13 protein-coding genes are annotated in these 17,524 nt (G+C 40.0%); 5 read left to right on the forward strand and 8 right to left on the reverse strand.

The genetic code is table 11. The features are described 5' to 3' along the window. Positions 1 to 181: 181 nt before the first annotated feature. Positions 182 to 1,321 (forward strand): FAD-dependent monooxygenase, encoded by a 1,140-nt coding sequence (locus tag IAE19_RS09585; protein WP_200460720.1) that lies wholly within the window; start codon positions 182 to 184, stop codon positions 1,319 to 1,321. 69 nt (positions 1,322 to 1,390) lie between these two features. Here IAE19_RS09585 and IAE19_RS09590 read toward each other — a convergent pair whose 3' ends face one another. Both IAE19_RS09590 and IAE19_RS09595 read right to left on the reverse strand, forming a co-directional pair. Then, complete coding sequence (locus tag IAE19_RS09590; RefSeq protein WP_200460721.1) at positions 1,391 to 2,671, reverse strand: OprD family outer membrane porin; 1,281 nt, start codon at positions 2,669 to 2,671, stop codon at positions 1,391 to 1,393. Between the two features lie 31 nt (positions 2,672 to 2,702). Next, entirely contained in the window at positions 2,703 to 4,049 is a 1,347-nt protein-coding gene (locus tag IAE19_RS09595; protein ID WP_200460722.1) for an MFS transporter, read from the reverse strand. 481 nt (positions 4,050 to 4,530) lie between these two features. Between IAE19_RS09595 and IAE19_RS09600 the strand changes: the two genes are divergently transcribed. Both IAE19_RS09600 and IAE19_RS09605 read left to right on the forward strand, forming a co-directional pair. Next, positions 4,531 to 5,607 (forward strand): aromatic ring-hydroxylating oxygenase subunit alpha, encoded by a 1,077-nt coding sequence (locus IAE19_RS09600; protein ID WP_200460723.1) that lies wholly within the window; start codon positions 4,531 to 4,533, stop codon positions 5,605 to 5,607. A gap of 12 nt (positions 5,608 to 5,619) precedes the next feature. Continuing rightward, entirely contained in the window at positions 5,620 to 6,567 is a 948-nt protein-coding gene (locus IAE19_RS09605) for a PDR/VanB family oxidoreductase (protein ID WP_200460724.1), read from the forward strand. Positions 6,568 to 6,627: 60 nt separating this feature from the next. On the opposite strand, the gene IAE19_RS09610 is transcribed toward IAE19_RS09605, so the two are convergent. Both IAE19_RS09610 and IAE19_RS09615 read right to left on the reverse strand, forming a co-directional pair. After that, positions 6,628 to 7,308: a GntR family transcriptional regulator gene (locus tag IAE19_RS09610; protein ID WP_200460725.1), complete on the reverse strand. Its 681-nt coding sequence runs from the start codon at positions 7,306 to 7,308 to the stop codon at positions 6,628 to 6,630. 145 nt (positions 7,309 to 7,453) lie between these two features. Next, a complete protein-coding gene (locus tag IAE19_RS09615) occupies positions 7,454 to 8,452 on the reverse strand; it encodes an isopenicillin N synthase family dioxygenase (RefSeq protein ID WP_200460726.1) in 999 nt (332 codons plus the stop codon). A gap of 507 nt (positions 8,453 to 8,959) precedes the next feature. Between IAE19_RS09615 and IAE19_RS09620 the strand changes: the two genes are divergently transcribed. Then, positions 8,960 to 11,056 (forward strand): TonB-dependent receptor plug domain-containing protein, encoded by a 2,097-nt coding sequence (locus tag IAE19_RS09620; protein ID WP_200460727.1) that lies wholly within the window; start codon positions 8,960 to 8,962, stop codon positions 11,054 to 11,056. Between the two features lie 103 nt (positions 11,057 to 11,159). Here the strand turns inward: IAE19_RS09620 and IAE19_RS09625 are convergent, their stop codons facing one another. From IAE19_RS09625 to IAE19_RS09635, 3 genes are read right to left on the reverse strand one after another with little or no spacing between them, the layout of a single operon-like run. Further along, a complete protein-coding gene (locus IAE19_RS09625; RefSeq protein ID WP_200460728.1) occupies positions 11,160 to 12,635 on the reverse strand; it encodes a sulfite reductase subunit alpha in 1,476 nt (491 codons plus the stop codon). A 10-nt stretch (positions 12,636 to 12,645) separates the two neighbouring features. Next, a complete protein-coding gene (locus tag IAE19_RS09630; RefSeq protein ID WP_200460729.1) occupies positions 12,646 to 13,236 on the reverse strand; it encodes a PepSY-associated TM helix domain-containing protein in 591 nt (196 codons plus the stop codon). Between the two features lie 31 nt (positions 13,237 to 13,267). Further along, entirely contained in the window at positions 13,268 to 14,836 is a 1,569-nt protein-coding gene (locus tag IAE19_RS09635) for a DUF2271 domain-containing protein (RefSeq protein ID WP_200460730.1), read from the reverse strand. A gap of 114 nt (positions 14,837 to 14,950) precedes the next feature. Between IAE19_RS09635 and IAE19_RS09640 the strand changes: the two genes are divergently transcribed. After that, positions 14,951 to 15,859: a DUF4198 domain-containing protein gene (locus tag IAE19_RS09640; RefSeq protein WP_200460731.1), complete on the forward strand. Its 909-nt coding sequence runs from the start codon at positions 14,951 to 14,953 to the stop codon at positions 15,857 to 15,859. Positions 15,860 to 15,946: 87 nt separating this feature from the next. Here IAE19_RS09640 and glpK read toward each other — a convergent pair whose 3' ends face one another. Continuing rightward, positions 15,947 to 17,434 carry a glycerol kinase GlpK gene (glpK, locus tag IAE19_RS09645; protein WP_200460732.1) on the reverse strand — a complete coding sequence of 496 codons (1,488 nt, stop codon included), beginning with the start codon at positions 17,432 to 17,434 and terminating at the stop codon, positions 15,947 to 15,949. Positions 17,435 to 17,524: the final 90 nt, after the last annotated feature.

The raw sequence follows: 17,524 nt of genomic DNA on the forward strand, positions 1-17,524 counted from the left end.
TTTTATGCCCTGTGTAACACCTTCCTTTTTAAAAAATTTCCATAAAAAAACTTAAAATAGTTGACTTGCATTCAAATCAGCATAATTATAAATTGTGTTTTATATATACAACCATGTTTTAATCATAAAACATTTATTTTAAATAATAGTATTTTATTCAATCAAAATAGTGAGTGCAGGTATGGATGCTTTAAAGATTGCAATTATCGGTGGTGGTGTTGGTGGTTTAGCCGCAGCAATTGCGTTAAAAAAGTATGGTCATGATGTCACTGTTTTTGAACAAGCATCCGGTTTCTCCAGAGTTGGAGCTGATATTAACCTAACACCCAATGTTGTTCGCGCTATTGATGGATTAGGTGCAGGCGATGCCATTCGCAAACTTGGAGCCATGCCAACTTATCGTATTAGTCGTGATTGGGATACCAGCCTTGAGACCTCAAGGCTTGGTATGAGTAAGGATGCAGAACAGCGTTATGGTGCACCACAAGTCACTATTCACCGTGCTGATATCATCAATGCACTTGCTGCATTATTCCCTATTGAAAATATTCAATTTTCAAAAAAATTAAATTCTTTAACGCAGCACGAAAGTGGCGCACAACTGCATTTTGATGATGGTTCCACTTATCAATTTGATATCGTTGTGGGCGCAGATGGCATCCATTCCCGTGTCCGTACTGCATTGTTTGGAGAAGAATCGCCTAGATTTACAGGAATTGTTTCATTCCGCTCAGTTGTACCCACAGAAAAGGTTAAGCATGTTCCTGAAATAGAAGCATTCACTAAATGGTGGGGGCCCGTTCCAGAACAGCAAATTGTGACTTTCCCACTTAATCAGGGCAAAGATACCTTTATTTTTGCAACAACAGGTCAAGACAGCTGGACAGAAGAATCATGGACCAGTGCAGGAGATGTCCATGAATTACGGGAGTTTTATAAAGACTTTCACCCGAATGCCAAAGCCCTATTAGATGCCTGTGAAACCACATTGAAAAGCGCTTTATATGAACGTGATCCCCTCCCAGTATGGTCAGTGGGAACAGTGACATTATTGGGAGATGCGTGCCATCCAATGCTTCCATTTATGGCTCAAGGCGCTGGAATGGCCATTGAGGATGCTGTGGTTTTGGGACGTTGTCTACAAGATTCAAATCATAGAACTCAGGCAAAACAGGCCTTAAAAATTTATGAAAAAACACGTCAGCAGCGGACAGCACAAATCCAACTGGGTTCACGAGGAAATCAATGGATGAAACAACAAGGAAATGCCGACTGGGTATATAATTATGATGCATGGAATACGCAACTAGAAACTATATAATCAAATAAATCATAAGGATAAGATTATACATAGATGATCTTATCCTTTTACATTTAATTTAAGCTGTAATTAGAATTTAAACGTATAGTCTACATTTAAACGGCTTTCATAGGCGGAATGAAAAGTCATATTGGTGGGCATATCATTACGATAATGAGAAAAACGCGCTCTAACCCCCAGTCCTTTTAACCTTCCTTCCGGGATACGATATCCTAAGTCAAACTCTAGTGAGTTTTCTTTAAAACGTTGATCCCCATAACTAAGAAGATCAATATCCTCACCTTTCGCATAACGCGTCATAAAGCGTAAACCATTTAAAGAAATGTCACCGATTTGAGCATCTTTAAAGTCATATTCATAACGAATAGAATACACTTTCTCATCTTTATTGGAATAATCTGAACTCATAAAATCCAGAACTACAGGACTTTCTGTCCCTGACAAAAACGGTAATCCAGTCGAACCAAAAGCCTGCATATAGCCCAAAGAGATAGTGTGATTTTGATAGTTCAAACCGAATAGACCACTCAAATGCTGGTTATCGACATTACCAACCTTACGTGAACCCGTATCTTGACTATTAAAAAAACGTACATCACTTAAAAAGTTCAATTGATCATTGAGCGCCTGTTTACCATTAAACCCTAGAAATTGTTGCTGATAAATATCCTGAAGTTCTGCTTGATAAGCGCGTACCCGATAATTTTTAAACTGATAAGCTCCTCCAATACTATAAAAATGATCTGTTGTTATAGCCTTATCAAAACGATGATTAATATTATCAATCCCAACCTCGGTATAACGGGTTGAATCACGCTGTCGTACCTCATCAACATAAAAACCTTCTAACTGCAAATTTGGAATTTCCGTCGAAAGAAAGCGCACTCCACGATAAGTTTGAGGGAAAAGCCGTGCAGGTGATGAAAAAATCGTAGGCAGCAATGGAACCAGATCGCCCACAAATAACTCATTTTGGCGATATTTTGCCTTTGCAGTGATTCCTATTTTTCCATAATAATCATCACGTGTATTATCGGCATTCACCTGCAACAAACCACTTCTTGCATAATCATCTGCATAATCACCTAAAAGATTGAAACCAGCCATTGCCAATACGTCGACACCAAAGCCTACACTCCCTTCGGTATATCCTGACTGTCCTTTTAAAATAAATCCTTGTGCCCAATCGCGGGCAGCTGTATATGGATATGGATCCTTCTTATAGTCACGATCAAAGTAATAATTTCTTAAACTCAACTCAGCTTTGCTATCTGCAATAAATTCAGCATGAGTAACTGGGGCAAAAAATGGGCACAAGCAGACCCCCACCCATAAGGATGTCTTTTTCATCTTTTATCTCTACATTTAATTTTTTATAAGGTTAAGGTGCGGTTTTCAAAGAATAAGACTGAGCTTTTTGCTGGCGATAAAATGCCTTACCCAAACTTAAAATCAAGAAGATAGCGAGAATAAAAACAATGCCGTAATACGCATACAAAGTCGCAGGCGCTACACCTTGATCCAGAAAAATACCCGCAACTGTGGGTGATAAAATGGCACCAATGCGACCAAAGCCAATTGCATAACCAACACCGCGACTACGAATATCTGCATCATAAATCGTTGGAGAAATAGAATATAAACCTGCGACACAACCGTTGATTAAGGTGCCCAGTAATAGACCTACGATTAGGGCAATTCCCACTTGAGAGGATACAGCGACAAATAAGAAAACGCAGGCCGCAGTTAACCCCAAAAATAGACTTAAGGCATGGAAAATTTTCATACGTGATGCAAGCAAACCAATAATAGCTGCACCAAAGATTCCACCAATACTAATCAAAATACCTGTACTTACGCCTTGATCTGCTGACATGCCCATTGAAATTAAAATTTTAGGCGTCCAGCTCATAACAAAGTAAAAACTAAACATCACCATAAAAAAGGCACCCCATAAGCAAAAGGTCTGAAACCCTCGTACTCCCTGAAATAATTGGGCAATTTCTCCACCTTTCTTACGATAATTTTTTTCATATTGTGGTAAAACAGACAAAGTGGGTAAGCCTATCTGCTGCATGACAGCATTGACTTTTTCTAATGCTTGTTTTGGTTTTTTTGCAAATAAATAATCAAGCGACTCCGGTAATAACCACAGACTTATCAATAACATAAAAACCGTGGTTAAACCTCCCGCTAGAAAAATCGAACGCCAGCCCAAATGTTCAATCAAAATAAGCGATAGAATTCCACCTAATGTTGCACCTATACCATAACCTGTTGACATCAAACTTACGGCCAGACTTCTCCAGCGAGCATTCGCATATTCACTGGCTAATACATTACTGCTCGCCAAAATACCCCCGACCCCAATTCCCGTAATAAAACGAAGAGCTGCTAACATGCTGTGAGTTTGTACAAAAGCACACGCCATCATACTTAGTCCCGCAACCACCAGACAGACTAGAATCAGTAATCGACGGCCAATTTTATCGGCGAATGGAGCCAAAAAGATGGAACCTGCGGCCATACCGAACAGACCAGAGCTAAGCAATAACCCAATTTGCGAGCCTGAAAGTGACCATTCAGCCGAAACGGACGGCGCAGTAAATGCCATAACCATGACATCAAAACCATCAATAATATTGAGACAAAGACAAATCATAATGATAAACCATTGATAGCGGCTCATTTGATTTTGATTGATCTCACCAAGAACATCTCTTTCCATTTGCATATCTCCCAATTTGAATAAGATATACACACGACATTCCGTAATGAGATGTTGGGTGATTATGCATATCCATATCCATAATTGCCTAGAAGGAATAATTTGATTGCAAAAAACAGGAGCAAATAAGTGACCTGATTTCTGGAGCTTCCTGCTCTTTTTCTATACTGAATATTTGGATCCAAAAAATCAATACATTTTTAATAAATTTAATATCTAGTGAATAAATAATCATTTAAACTATAAAAATCAGACAATTAAAATAATTTAAGTTTCATAATCATAAAAACCAAAGCTATTTTCAATAGAATGGATCCATTTATTACTCAAAAATTGGATACAAATTTATAAAAAAGAATATTTAAATAAATTAAATTTAATTAAAATTCAGTAACTAATAACAAACAATATAATCCAGATCTTGACTAAAATTTAAAAAGAACATAAATTGGATCCAATAAGTGATAAGGAGTCGTCACACATGTTTATAAAAAACGCCTGGTATGTTGCCTGCCGTCCAGAAGATATTCAGGATAAGCCTTTAGGTCGTACTATCTGCGGAGAAAAAATAGTTTTCTATCGTGGTAAAGAAAATAAAGTGGCTGCTGTTGAGGATTTCTGCCCACACCGTGGTGCACCACTTTCTTTAGGTTATGTCGAAGATGGCAACTTAGTCTGCGGTTATCATGGTCTTGTGATGGGTTGCGAAGGAAAAACAATTTCAATGCCAGCACAACGTGTAGCAGGTTTTCCATGTAATAAATCCTATGCTGCCGTAGAAAAATTTGGATTTATCTGGGTCTGGCCAGGAGAGAAAACCCTAGCCAACGAAGCAGATTTACCGAGTTTAGAATGGGCAGATAATCCAGACTGGAGTTACGGCGGTGGCTTATTTCATATCAAATGTGACTATCGTTTGATGGTTGATAACCTCATGGATTTAACCCATGAAACCTATGTACATTCGAGCAGTATCGGTCAAAAGGAAATTGACGAAGCGCTTCCAGTGACCAGAGTAGATGGCGATCATGTGATTACCGAACGTTATATGGAAAACGTAACGGCGCCTCCATTTTGGCAAATGGCATTGCGTGGCAATCATTTAGCTGATGACGTAGCAGTAGATCGCTGGCAGCGTTGTCATTTTTTTGCTCCCAGTAATGTGCACATTGAAGTGGGTGTAGCGCATGTTGGTCACGGCGGATATAACGCGCCAAAAAGTAAAAAAGTATCTTCGATTGTGGTGGATTTTATTACTCCTGAAACTGAAACATCACATTGGTATTTCTGGGGCATGGCACGTAACTTCCAACCAGAAAATACTGAACTGACTGATCAAATTCGAGAAGGCCAAGGCAAAATTTTTACCGAAGATTTAGAAATGTTAGAGCAACAGCAGCAAAATATTTTACGCAATCCGCAACGTCAATTGCTGATGCTGAATATTGATGCAGGTGGCGTACAGTCCCGTAAAATTATTGATCGGCTGCTTGCCCAAGAAAATACGCCATCTCCTGAAAGCCAAAACCGAAAATTTCCTAATATTCGCGTAATTTAAGGAGTACAGCACATGGACGTGATCATTAATAAAATCTACCAGCTCACCTCAAATATTCGGGCCTTTGAACTAGTTTCAGCCGATACTACAGCTTTGCCTGAATTTGAAGCAGGTGCACACATAGATATACATCTAAAAAATGGGCTCATACGGCAGTATTCTCTAGCCAATTGTTGTAGTGAAACCCATCGTTATGTGATCGGTGTTTTACAGGATGAACATTCACGTGGAGGTTCGCGTTGTATTCACACTGAATATAAAGAAGGTGATCGGCTGACCATTGGTGAACCGCGTAATTTATTTGAGATTCACCCAGAAACCAAAGAGGCAGTTTTATTTGCAGGGGGAATTGGAATTACCCCGATTATTTCAATGGCTTATCGTCTGAGACAACAACAAATTCCTTTTGAATTACATTATTTTGTGCGTAGTCATGAAATGATTGCATTCTATGGCAATTTGGTTGAACATTTTGCAGGAAAAGTTCATTTTCACATTCAGGATCAGCCCGAAACACAATGCAAAATGAACCAGGTGCTCAAGGCATTTTCGACTACACGACATTTATACGTTTGCGGCCCAACTGGTTTTATGCAGTTTGTCATGGATTCAGCTGCGCAAGCAGGCTGGTCAACTGGTCAATTACATCAGGAACATTTTGTCGCGCAACAGATTGATCAAAGCGAAAATGAAATGTTTACAATTGAAGTTTTGGGTTCAGACCGTAAGATTGAAGTTCACTCCCATCAAACTGCGACACAAGCCTTACTGGAAAATGGTTTTGATGTGCCTGTATCCTGTGAACAGGGTATTTGCGGAACCTGTATTACACGTGTGATTTCAGGAACACCTGATCATCGTGATGTCTTCATGACCGATGAGGAACATTGTCTAAACAATCAATTTACTCCATGTTGCTCACGCGCCAAATCGAAAACACTGGTCATTGATCTGGCTTAAAAATTTAAGTTTTTCTCCTATACATTACCTCAAGCCCATGTATAGGAGCTTTTTCAAGAATTATTCTACTAAAATTTGTCTCACCGTTTCCCCTAGCATGACTACGCTGCTGTGTTCACGCATCAGACTTTCAGCACGCCCTGCCTGACGATGAATAAGCGCGTCTAGAATAGAACAATGCTGAAGATGAGCATAATGTAAACGGCGATATTCAGATAAGGCACGGGATTGGTCATAGGTTAATGCCTGAGCCGATGCCATAGGCAACTGATTATTTTTGGCTAAAGCCTGCATTAAAGCAATATTACCTGCGCCCTGAATAATGGTGTCGTGGAAAATCACGTTAAACTGATGATATCTTTCGAGTTGTTCATCATTAAATTCGGTTTTTCCATCAAAAAGTTTTTCAGTTTCTTCAATACACTGGTGCAATATTTTTTTTTGTTCCTCGGTTAGCCCTCGTTCTGCAATTGTTTTTGCCGCTAGACCTTCCAGAACCCCACGAACTTCCAGTGCATCATGAATTAATTCATCAGAAATTTCACGAACAATATAGCCTCGCGTTGGATTCTTAATGAGTAGGCCTTCTTGTTCGAGTAAACGAAAAGCCATGCGTATAGGCTGACGCGATACCCCCAGCAGTTCAGCTGTTGGAATTTCCGCAATACGGCTGCCGCCTTCAAGTTCACCCGCAATGATCATTTTTCTGAGTTTAATTAAAACTTGTTGCCCTGAAGACATTACAGCCACTTTTATTAAAAGATTGTTCCCGATGCTATCAAGTTCATCGCTGCAATGACAATATTTTTCTGAGTGTTTTCTTTTAAAAAGAAGGAATAAAAAGCAGCCCCCAAAGCTGCTTTTTTGAATCCATAAAATTATAAATCTAGTATTTACCAGAAAAATTAGCACTAATTCGCTGTGCCAGATAATCCTTTGCAGTAATATCTGGATATTTGCCTTTTGGGCTTTGAATTAACACATCTTCATTGGCTTGGCAAAAGAATGCCAAACTATAACGAGCACCCTGATACTCATCATCAGCTGGATTTTTTACACGATGGAAATTCGAAGGCAATACATCATCACTCCAGCGCATGAGCATATCACCAATATTACAGGTGATTAAATTTTCACGTGGCTCAATTGAAGTCCATGCCCGATTTTCCATTTCTTTACCTGGACAGACCTGCAAACCACCCTGCCCCTTTTGCTGGAACAGCAAAGTTAAACAGTCAAAATCGGTATGTGCGCCTGCCCGCCATAACCCTAACTCATCCTTTAGGGCAGGATCTACTGCGAAATAATGCAACATACGCAATGTGCTTTGGTAGGTTTCTTTTGAGGGGTCATGCGCTAAAGTAAAGAAATCTTCTGCAAATCCCATCTTATAAGCAAAACAAGATAAAATTTTCATGCCCACAGACCAACATTTTCGTTCAAAATCTAAGACCTGCACCTTAAAATCTGGCAACTCTTGTTGTGACGGCCATAGATTGGTCATGCGTGGACGAGTAATCTGGTAGGATTCTTTTTGATCAGGTGTTTTGGTTGAAGGACGAATTTGTGCCTTGCTCTCCCAGCCTGCATTACGATTTAAAGGATACTGTGCTTTGACGTCACGATCCAAAGCAAAAAATTGTTCTGCCAAACCAAAAGCATGATTAATTTCTGCTTGCGGAATGCCGTGATTAGAGACTTGAAAAAAACCAATTTCAACAGCTGCATCCCAGAGTTGATCAGCAATTTGATATTTACGATGTTCAAAATCACTTAAATCGATAATCCGTACTTCGCGTTGGGTTTCAGTACCCATCACCCCCATCACAGATTCTTTTTTTAATTCTTCCAGAGAAAATTCAGTATTGGTATTTAAACTATTCATGTTTGCCACTCACATTAAAAAAATAGACTTTAATGATGTGACCCAATTTTAAGAAAATAGAAAAGTATTCAATTGAGTCACGCTAAACGACATTTTATTTTCAGGGAAAATAGATATCGTTTAGAGCAATGACCCACATAATGACTAGCACAATATGTTGACAGCTTATACTCTACTTAAATGGAAGCAATGATTATGCCAACTTAGCTCCTATTTTAAATTCATCAAATTTTTTAAAATATTAGGATATTCGATCCATCAATATTGGCATAAAAAGTAGAACCAGCTTATTTTATTTGCATTATTTTGGAGCATAATCTGCACTACTATAACCCGTTAAGATTATGGAAATATTAATTTTTATTACACTTTAAATGTTTTTTACAGCCAACAGATACAGCGATAAATATATTTTTGATTTGTCGCTGGAATCTTGCTGTTCTTTAAAATTTCTCCACAATTGTCAGCTATTCTGCGCAAAAATTAACTCATAACGGAATAAGAATCATGAAACAACCTCATGTTTTCTGGAAGATTTCACCTCTTAGTTTTGCTTTACTCTCAATTTGTAGTCATTCATGGGGCACAGATGCAGATCATTCAGTAGCTCAAACCACGACTTCAACATCAACATCCGAACCAATACCCGCTGCTCAACCCACCCAAACTCTCAAAACGATTACGCTTAAAGCAGCTTCGGAACAAAGTAATAAAGATAACGATATTAGCGCGATTCCAAAAACAATTATTACCCGAGAGGAAATGCTGCAATATGGTGATCAGTCTGTAAGTGATGCGCTACGTCGTGCAGCGGGTTTTCAAATGCCAGCTCCCGGTCAAGGGCCACGTGGGAATAATCCAGCATCGGGTATGCGTTTTCGGGGCGGTGCAGGTCCGACCTTTTTAATCAATGGTGAGGCAGTTCAGGGTGGCCCTCGTGGTGGGATGTCCGTAATTGATACGATCACTACCGATATGATTGAGCGTATTGAGGTAATAAAACAACCTAGTGTGGCGCAAGCTTCTGTCGCTTCTTCTGCGGTGATCAATATTATTTTAAAAGAACCCCTTAATACACTCATCAATGGAAATGTACGCGTAGGTTATGGCATTGCTAAGTCTAGTCCTCAGGAAGAAATTCGCAAACAAGTCAGCCTACAAACCGATGGCCGAGACAATCAATGGAGTTACAGTCTTTCTGCCAATCAGATGTGGCAAGACACTACTTCAGTAACTAAAACCATTGATAGTAATGGTGAGCGCCAACAGCAAAGAACCACTGATCGCAGCATGCAGATGTTTTCCCCACGACTGGAATACACCATTGATGACACACAAAAATTGGTTGCAGATTTGTTTTATCGCAATACCAAAAGCGATGGAACTCGTCAGGATCAAATTCAGAAAGATCAAAATGATAGCATTCGATTAAATACCCGCTATGAACGCAAAACTGATGATGGTTCAGATAAAATCCGCATTTCGGCTGAACATCAGAATGAAACAGAATTAACGGGTACACGTCAGGGCGATATTTATACAGATGAAACCGTCAATGAATATGCCCTTGGCTATGATGGGGTCAGAAAACTTGATCCTAATAAACAGATCAAATTCGGCTTTGAAGCCCGCAAAAATGAACTGGAAAGCAATGTTGCTAGCACATTAGATGAAGAGCGCTATGCTTTATATGGTGAAGGAAGCTGGCGTTTTACCGACCAGCAAACCGTCACTCTAGGCGTTAGACAAGAATGGATTCAGCGTAGTGGGCTGGTTGACTATAGTGACCAACATGCCAGTCCCGTCTTAGCTCATCGTTATGAGTTCGATGACCACTGGTCGTTACAAACAAATTTAAGCAAGGCATTTCAGGCACCTAACGCAAATCGTCTAGCACCAACAGTTACTATTTCAACGGATAGTGATGCAGGCAGTTTGAATAATCCAGATCGGGGTGGTAATCCTGATCTTAAACCAGAACAAATAACAGCAATTGAATCCACTCTAGGCTATAACACGGCTGCGGGTGGTTTTAACCTAACTGCATTTAATCGTGAAATTAAAGATTATATTGAAAATGTCATTCGACTCGAAGGCTCTCGTTATGTACAACGTCCCATTAACCAGAATAAAGCCACAGCCTATGGCGCTGAGCTAACAGGCCGTTACGCAATAAAAGAAACTGAAGCTGGACATAGTTTAATGGTCACAGGACAGGTTTCAACCATTCACGTCAGTATTAAAGATACCGATGGCAATGACCGTTTAGCCAGTGACGTTGCCCCGTATACGGCAAGTTCAGGGTTATCTTATAGTTATAAACCATGGAAACTTTCCAATAGCATTAATGTCAGCTACACCCCTAAATTCACTCGTGCACTGGATAATCAGCCCTATGATCGTACCACCAACAGTCGAGTAACAGTGGATATCAGCACCACCAAAAACTTTAGTCATAACTGGGGTGCAACCTTAAGTTTAAAAAATATTTTAGGGACAGATTACAAAGAATATCTGCGTAATCAATCTGATGGCAGCCTCTATCAAGCCCGAATCAATGAATCGATTCCGAATATCCTGTTGAGTATCGAAAAGAAATTTTAAACTTGGCTAATTTAAATTCAACTAAAGAAGTTGTTACTTGCGCTAACGACTTCTTTTTATAAAAAAACTTGAACTGTAATATAAACTACTACTATGCAATATTTTAATACACATCACGTTGATAGCGATGATGCTGCCGAAGTTGTTCCAATTTTTCTTGCCCTAAAATTTGTATTAACACTTGTTCTACGTCTTGTGCCATGCCATTGAGACTACCACAAATATAAATTGCCGCACCCTCTGCAATCCATTGTCTGAGTTGATCTGCTTTTTGCATGAGGCGATCTTGCACATAGATTTTCTGAGGTTGATCTCGCGAAAATGCATAATCAATATCAGTTAAAAATCCCTGCATTTGCCATTGTTGTAGCTGTTCTGAATAAAGATGATCATACTGTTGCTGCCGCTCACCAAAAATTAACCAGTTCTGTGAATATTGCCATTGTTCACGCTGACGTAGATGAGACATCAATCCCGCAATTCCTGTTCCATTACCAATTAGAACAACGGGTCGCTGTTGTTGATCGAGGTGAAAAGATGGATTAGAACGAATCTGTGCCGAAATACTCTCTCCAAGGGTCAACGTAGCACTCAGCCAACCAGACCCTAAACCCAAGCCATGTTCAGTTTGTTGCTGGCGAACCAACAATTCAACATAACCCTGCTGCGCAATACTAGCAATTGAATAATCACGTGTAGGCAACACATCAAAACGTACTAGCCATGCTTCTAATGATTCATCTGCCAAACGTAAAGGCGCATTTCTTAAATTTTTATGACGTAACTTCTGATTTACTTCAGGATATCCTGCAATATCATGAAGTTTTAAAAATTTGACCATCTCTGTGTCAGCATTGCCGCATTGTACTTCAAGAATATCGCCAGACTGCCAATGAATTTCTTCAAGACAACGTAATTGCAACTGAAAAATCGGTTGACCTGAACTGCCTGTATTTAGACATTTTCGTTGTTGCAATTTAAATTGCTGCCATGCTTCAGAGTCAGGTTGGGCATTTAGTTTGATTTGAGTCACTTGCTCAAGTTGAGTATCCCATTTTGCTAGATCGGCAGAGCTCTGTGCATTTACGCTTATCATATCAAAAAGCGACTGCGCATTTTGGGCCTTAAGCCATTGATCTAAGCGCTGCCCAAAAGCACAAAACTGTGCATAACGTCGATCCCCAAACGCCAGAACGGCATAGTGTTGTGCAGATAAATCCAATGATTGCATAAAAAGTTTTTTGGCTGTCGCACGTGCGCTATCGGGTGCGTCGCCTTCGCCATAGGTGCTGACACACCATAATATTTTTTTTGTAGCACTTAGTTTAGGAAGAGACAAATATTGCATATCCAGCACTGCATTGAGCTGGCCCGACTGTTGTAACTGGTGCGCTAACTGTTTGGCATAATGCTCAACATGACCAGACTGGCTCGCATAGACAACAAGATATCCCTCTTGATCCTTAATAAAATGAATAGAGGATCGGCTTTTATTCCATAATAAAACTGCAATGACACCTAGATGGATAAACAATAAAACTGACAATACGAGGAGAATATAAAATACCGCAGAGGTCATAAGTATGTCCTCATACTGCAAACCAGATCAAAACTATCAAAACTGCTAGACTCGCTGCAGTTAATAAAAGGTGAGCTATCAGACGTGTTTTAATACTTAAGAATAGAATATAACCTGCCACAGAGAGCAGCAAAATTAAAATTGCACTAATATCAATCAGCCAATGCCATGGGGTTCCTACATTTTTACCTCGATGCAAATCATTGAGCACAGAGACCAGTGTCGCTGATTTTTGGGTAATTTCTGCATCACCCGTATCCATTAATACCGAAATATCAGTGGTTCCTGCCGGACTTTCCAAACGAATCATGAATTCATCATCCAGCACTTCACTACTGCGATAACGTCCCACAATACTTTCTTTTTGACGAATATAATCCAACAAAGCCATACTTGGGTTTTCCTGGTGCTGGACATTAGTCAAGACATCAGGAGGAATCGTAATCTGCTGAGTTTTTTCCTGTGCTGAAGATTTAAACCAGTCCGGGTTATTTAAAAACAAACCGGTTAAGGCAAAAAAAATCAAAACTAAAAATGCAAAAGCAGACAGCCAACCATGCACATAACGTGCATGGCGGTAAAAATCACGACGTTGGTACACGACTAAAATCCCAGTCTATAAGATTTAACAATTAATTTACTTTCTGGAAATTCAATTTTAATGCGCCAATTTCTTTTTGTGCTGGAAGCGTTTGACTTGAAGCTTTGGCTTTAACATCCAGATCAAATGTTTGATATGAATGCTCACCATGCTCACGAGAGGTTTCCACATGCACAATATATTGACCTGCGGCTACAGCCTTACCTGTTTCGTCCTTACCATCCCACGCCAACTTATATTGACCTGGTTGACGTGATGGTTTGGCTACAGCGTCCAGATTTGGCATTTGACGGCCATAACGACGCCACCAGACATAATTGGAGTTGATCCATTTTTCATCCTTGCCCCAAACTGCTAATGTTTTCACCAACTTTTTATTACTGTCAGTGATCCAGACCGAAACATAAGGAATACGATAGTTTTCAACTGCAATTTTAGGGATCACTAGCTCCAGAATCGCCTGATAACCAGCAGGCCATGAAGATGATGCACCAGCAGCAACTTTGAGCATTTCTGCCTGTGGACGAGCTTCAACCATTTGCCCCCACCCTGTCGTTTGATAGCCATCACCATTACTCAGGGTCATTTTAGCTTCATATCCAATCAGCGATTCGATTAGCGCCATTCCTTCTTCTGGCGACATAGCGGCAAGTGCTGTCGCCAAAGCATCGGCATCTGCTGCACAGTGGCCGACCACTATGCATTGTTCAACATGTTGTAAAGGCAGCCCTGTTTTTGGATCAAGTAAATGACTTTGACCAGCCAAATCACGATAACCTTTGCCACTAAAGGCAATCGCCTGATTATTAAGATTGAGAACCTGTTCAGGTAAGGCATTATCGAATTTTGCCTGTGCACTTTGAATCCCAACTTTCCAACCTGATTTTTGAGGAGCTTCACCCCAAACACGTAAATCGCCTCCGATATCAATCATCAGACCTTGTAATGAAGGTACAGCCTGACGTGCTGCTATCAAAGCACGATCGATAATATATCCTTTGGCATAAGCATCGGGTGCAATAGTCACCGTTTTATCCAGTTGGACTGTTTTTTGCTGCGCATCTAGATGAATAGGCTGTTGCTGTATTTGTTGAAGAACGTGTTGACGTGTACTTTCATCAAGTTGATGCACATTATTATTTTTTTCCCAGAAACCAATTAGCTGACCTAGACGTGCATCAAATGCACCACAGCTTTTACTACGCCAACTTTCACACGCTGCAATCACGTCAAACAGTTCAGGAGAAACTTGAGCCTCTTTGTTGCGATTTAATGCACTGATCTCGCTTTTGGTGTTCCAAGTAGAAAGTATCTGATCCAGACGGGCAATTTCCTGTTGAACGGCATGAAATGCTTTTTCTGCTTGTTGTGCATTTGCCCCCGTCATGACCACATCCAGTGAGGTTCCCAAAACATGATCTTGGTGAAAACGATGGTTGGCTTGATTTAATTCAGTGGGCAAATTTGACGAAGGAGATAACGCGGCAAATGCATCCATTGCGGTCAGTGGAGAAATGAGCGAAAGTGCAATTACAATAGGTTTTAAACGAAATACGGATGAGGATTGTTTAAGAACATTTTTCAAAGCAGGATTAGACATGCTCATTCTCCAGAATTTTCTGCAAAAATAATATTGAAAATGATATTTATTATCAAGTAAATTGTTAGGAAAATGTTTTATTGCGTTACGATATTTTTCTGAGAGATTTTTTATATGCGTACTTCATGGATTAAAGCGTTGATATTAACGTCTGCATTACCGGTTTTAGCCTCTGCTCATACCGCGAGTCCTTATATCTTACCCGATGTATTTGATACATCTTCGGCAAATTCAGTGAGCTTTCAGAGTTCAATTACGCTAGAAAAATTCTTTGTACCCAGTTTTAATTTCAAGACAAGTTATGTCATTAGCACACCTGCGGGTCAACAAAAAAATATTGATGCCGCAACTGCCTTAAAAAAGTTTAATGTTGCAGAATTTGATTTAAATGAAGAAGGTACTTATCGTATTCGTACTCAAAATGCTACAGGCAACCCAAGCAAATATGCGTTAGTTGATGGTCGATGGTTACGTGTTCGTGCCAACCGCATGCCAATGCAAAACCCAAATCAAGCGAATAAACCTGCTGAAGCTGCAAAAAATGAACAGCGTCCAGCCCAAACCAATGCCAATCAACCTCCACGTTTTGTGAGTGAAGATCAATTACCAAAAAATGCCCAAGTTATTGAAGTAACCAATCACCTGATGGCTGAAAGCTTTGTCACAAAAGGGAAGCCCTCTCCAATTCCAGCAGTCACTAATAAAGGTTTTGAAGTAAAATTACTCACTCATCCAGGTGAACTTTATTCTGGAGAAGCATTAAAAGCTCAAGTTTTATTTAATGGTAAACCCGTTCCAAATCTTGAGATTGATGTCTTTAAAGGTGCAGACAGTTATGATTTAAATGCACAACGTGAACAACCCCATGTAACAACCAATAGTAAAGGCGAAGCTGATATTAAGTTTGAAAAAACAGGAATTTACCTCATTACAACCTCATATCCAGAAGCAAATCCAGATGCTACCAAAAAACCTGCCAGTGATATTTATACTTATGGTTTGACGGTGGAAGTCGCTGAATAATTCAACCTTTTTTCAGATTCAAAACAGGCGGTTTAATCGAATAACCGCCTGACTTTATCATTAGGTTTAGCATTAAAATCATTAGAGTTAATACAAATCTGATTTGGCACGTTTCAAAGCGCGTCGCCAAAGCTCCAAATGATGAGAACGTTCATCTTCACTCATTTGAGGTTCAAAAGCCCGATCAAGCTGCCATGATTGGGAAATTTCATCCAGATTTGAAAATACACCAGATTTAAGACCTGCCATTGCAGCTGCCCCCCATGCAGTCGACTCCAACATTTTAGGTCGTAATACAGGCACATTTAAAATGTCCGCCTGAAATTGCATCAACATATCATTCCGACTAGCTCCCCCATCAACTCGTAATTCTTTTAAGGGTTTAGATAAGTCCGATTGCATGGCACACAGCACATCAGAAACCTGAAAAGCAATTGATTCCAAAGCTGCTCGTGCAATATGTGCTTTATTGGTTCCGCGCGACATTCCACACAATAAAGCACGAGCTTCGCTGTCCCAATGCGGTGCACCCAGTCCTGTGAAGGCAGGCACCAAGACGACCCCTTCACTACTTTTAACCTGATTTGCTAATTGTTCAACCTGTACACTACTCTGGATAATCCCTAAACCATCGCGTAACCATTGCACAATTGCACCTGCCATAAATACGCTACCTTCAAGTGCATAGCGAGTTTGATTCTGACATTGCCACGCAAGTGTAGTAAGCAATTGGTTTTGGCTAAATTGCAATTCTTCCCCTGTATTAAACAGCATAAAGCAACCTGTCCCATACGTATTTTTTGCTGTCCCAGTTTCAAAACAGGATTGTCCGAACAATGCCGCCTGCTGATCTCCCAAAATTCCTGTAATGGGTATGGTACTGCCCAGCAAACCTTGAGCGGTATCGGCAATATAAGCATCGGATGAAATAATTTTGGGCAATACTGAAAGGGGAATCTGAAATAATTCGAGTAATTCTTCATCCCACTGTTGTGTTTGAAGGTTCATCAGCATTGTCCTCGAAGCATTACTGACTTCAATAACATGCTCTGCTCCTTGAGTCAGATTCCAGATTAGCCAACTATCAATCGTTCCAAAAGCAACATGCCCGCGCTCTGCCAAACTTCTCAAACCGTCAACATGCCCAAGCAACCAGACTAATTTTCCTGCACTAAAGTAAGGATCGATTCGTAGTCCTGTTTTATAATGAACTTTATCCTGTAACTCCTGTTGAATCAGCTCATTACACCATTCTGTCGCACGCCGATCCTGCCAGATAATTGCGGGTGCAAGAGCCTTACCTGTACGTTTATCCCACACAACTGTAGTTTCACGCTGATTGGTTAATCCCAGCGCTTTAATATCCTTTGCCAAAACATGTGCAGAAGCTAAAGCTTGTTGCACCACTGAAATCTGACTTGACCAGATTTCATCAGCATCTTGCTCAACCCAACCAGAATGGGGCGTTCTTATTTTCGTTTCGCGCTGAGCTGTTGCATGAACACGTCCTTGTTCATCAAAAATAATCGCGCGACTAGAAGTTGTTCCCTGATCGAGTGCAAGTAAATAGCTCATATTTTTTATAGGTGTACTTGAAAAATAAAATATTAGCTCAATTATAAAGTTAAATACATCAGCAGAATCTAGTTGGTTATAAATTGCATA

The organism is Acinetobacter sp. S40 (assembly GCF_016624705.1).
Taxonomy (GTDB): Bacteria; Pseudomonadota; Gammaproteobacteria; order Pseudomonadales; family Moraxellaceae; genus Acinetobacter.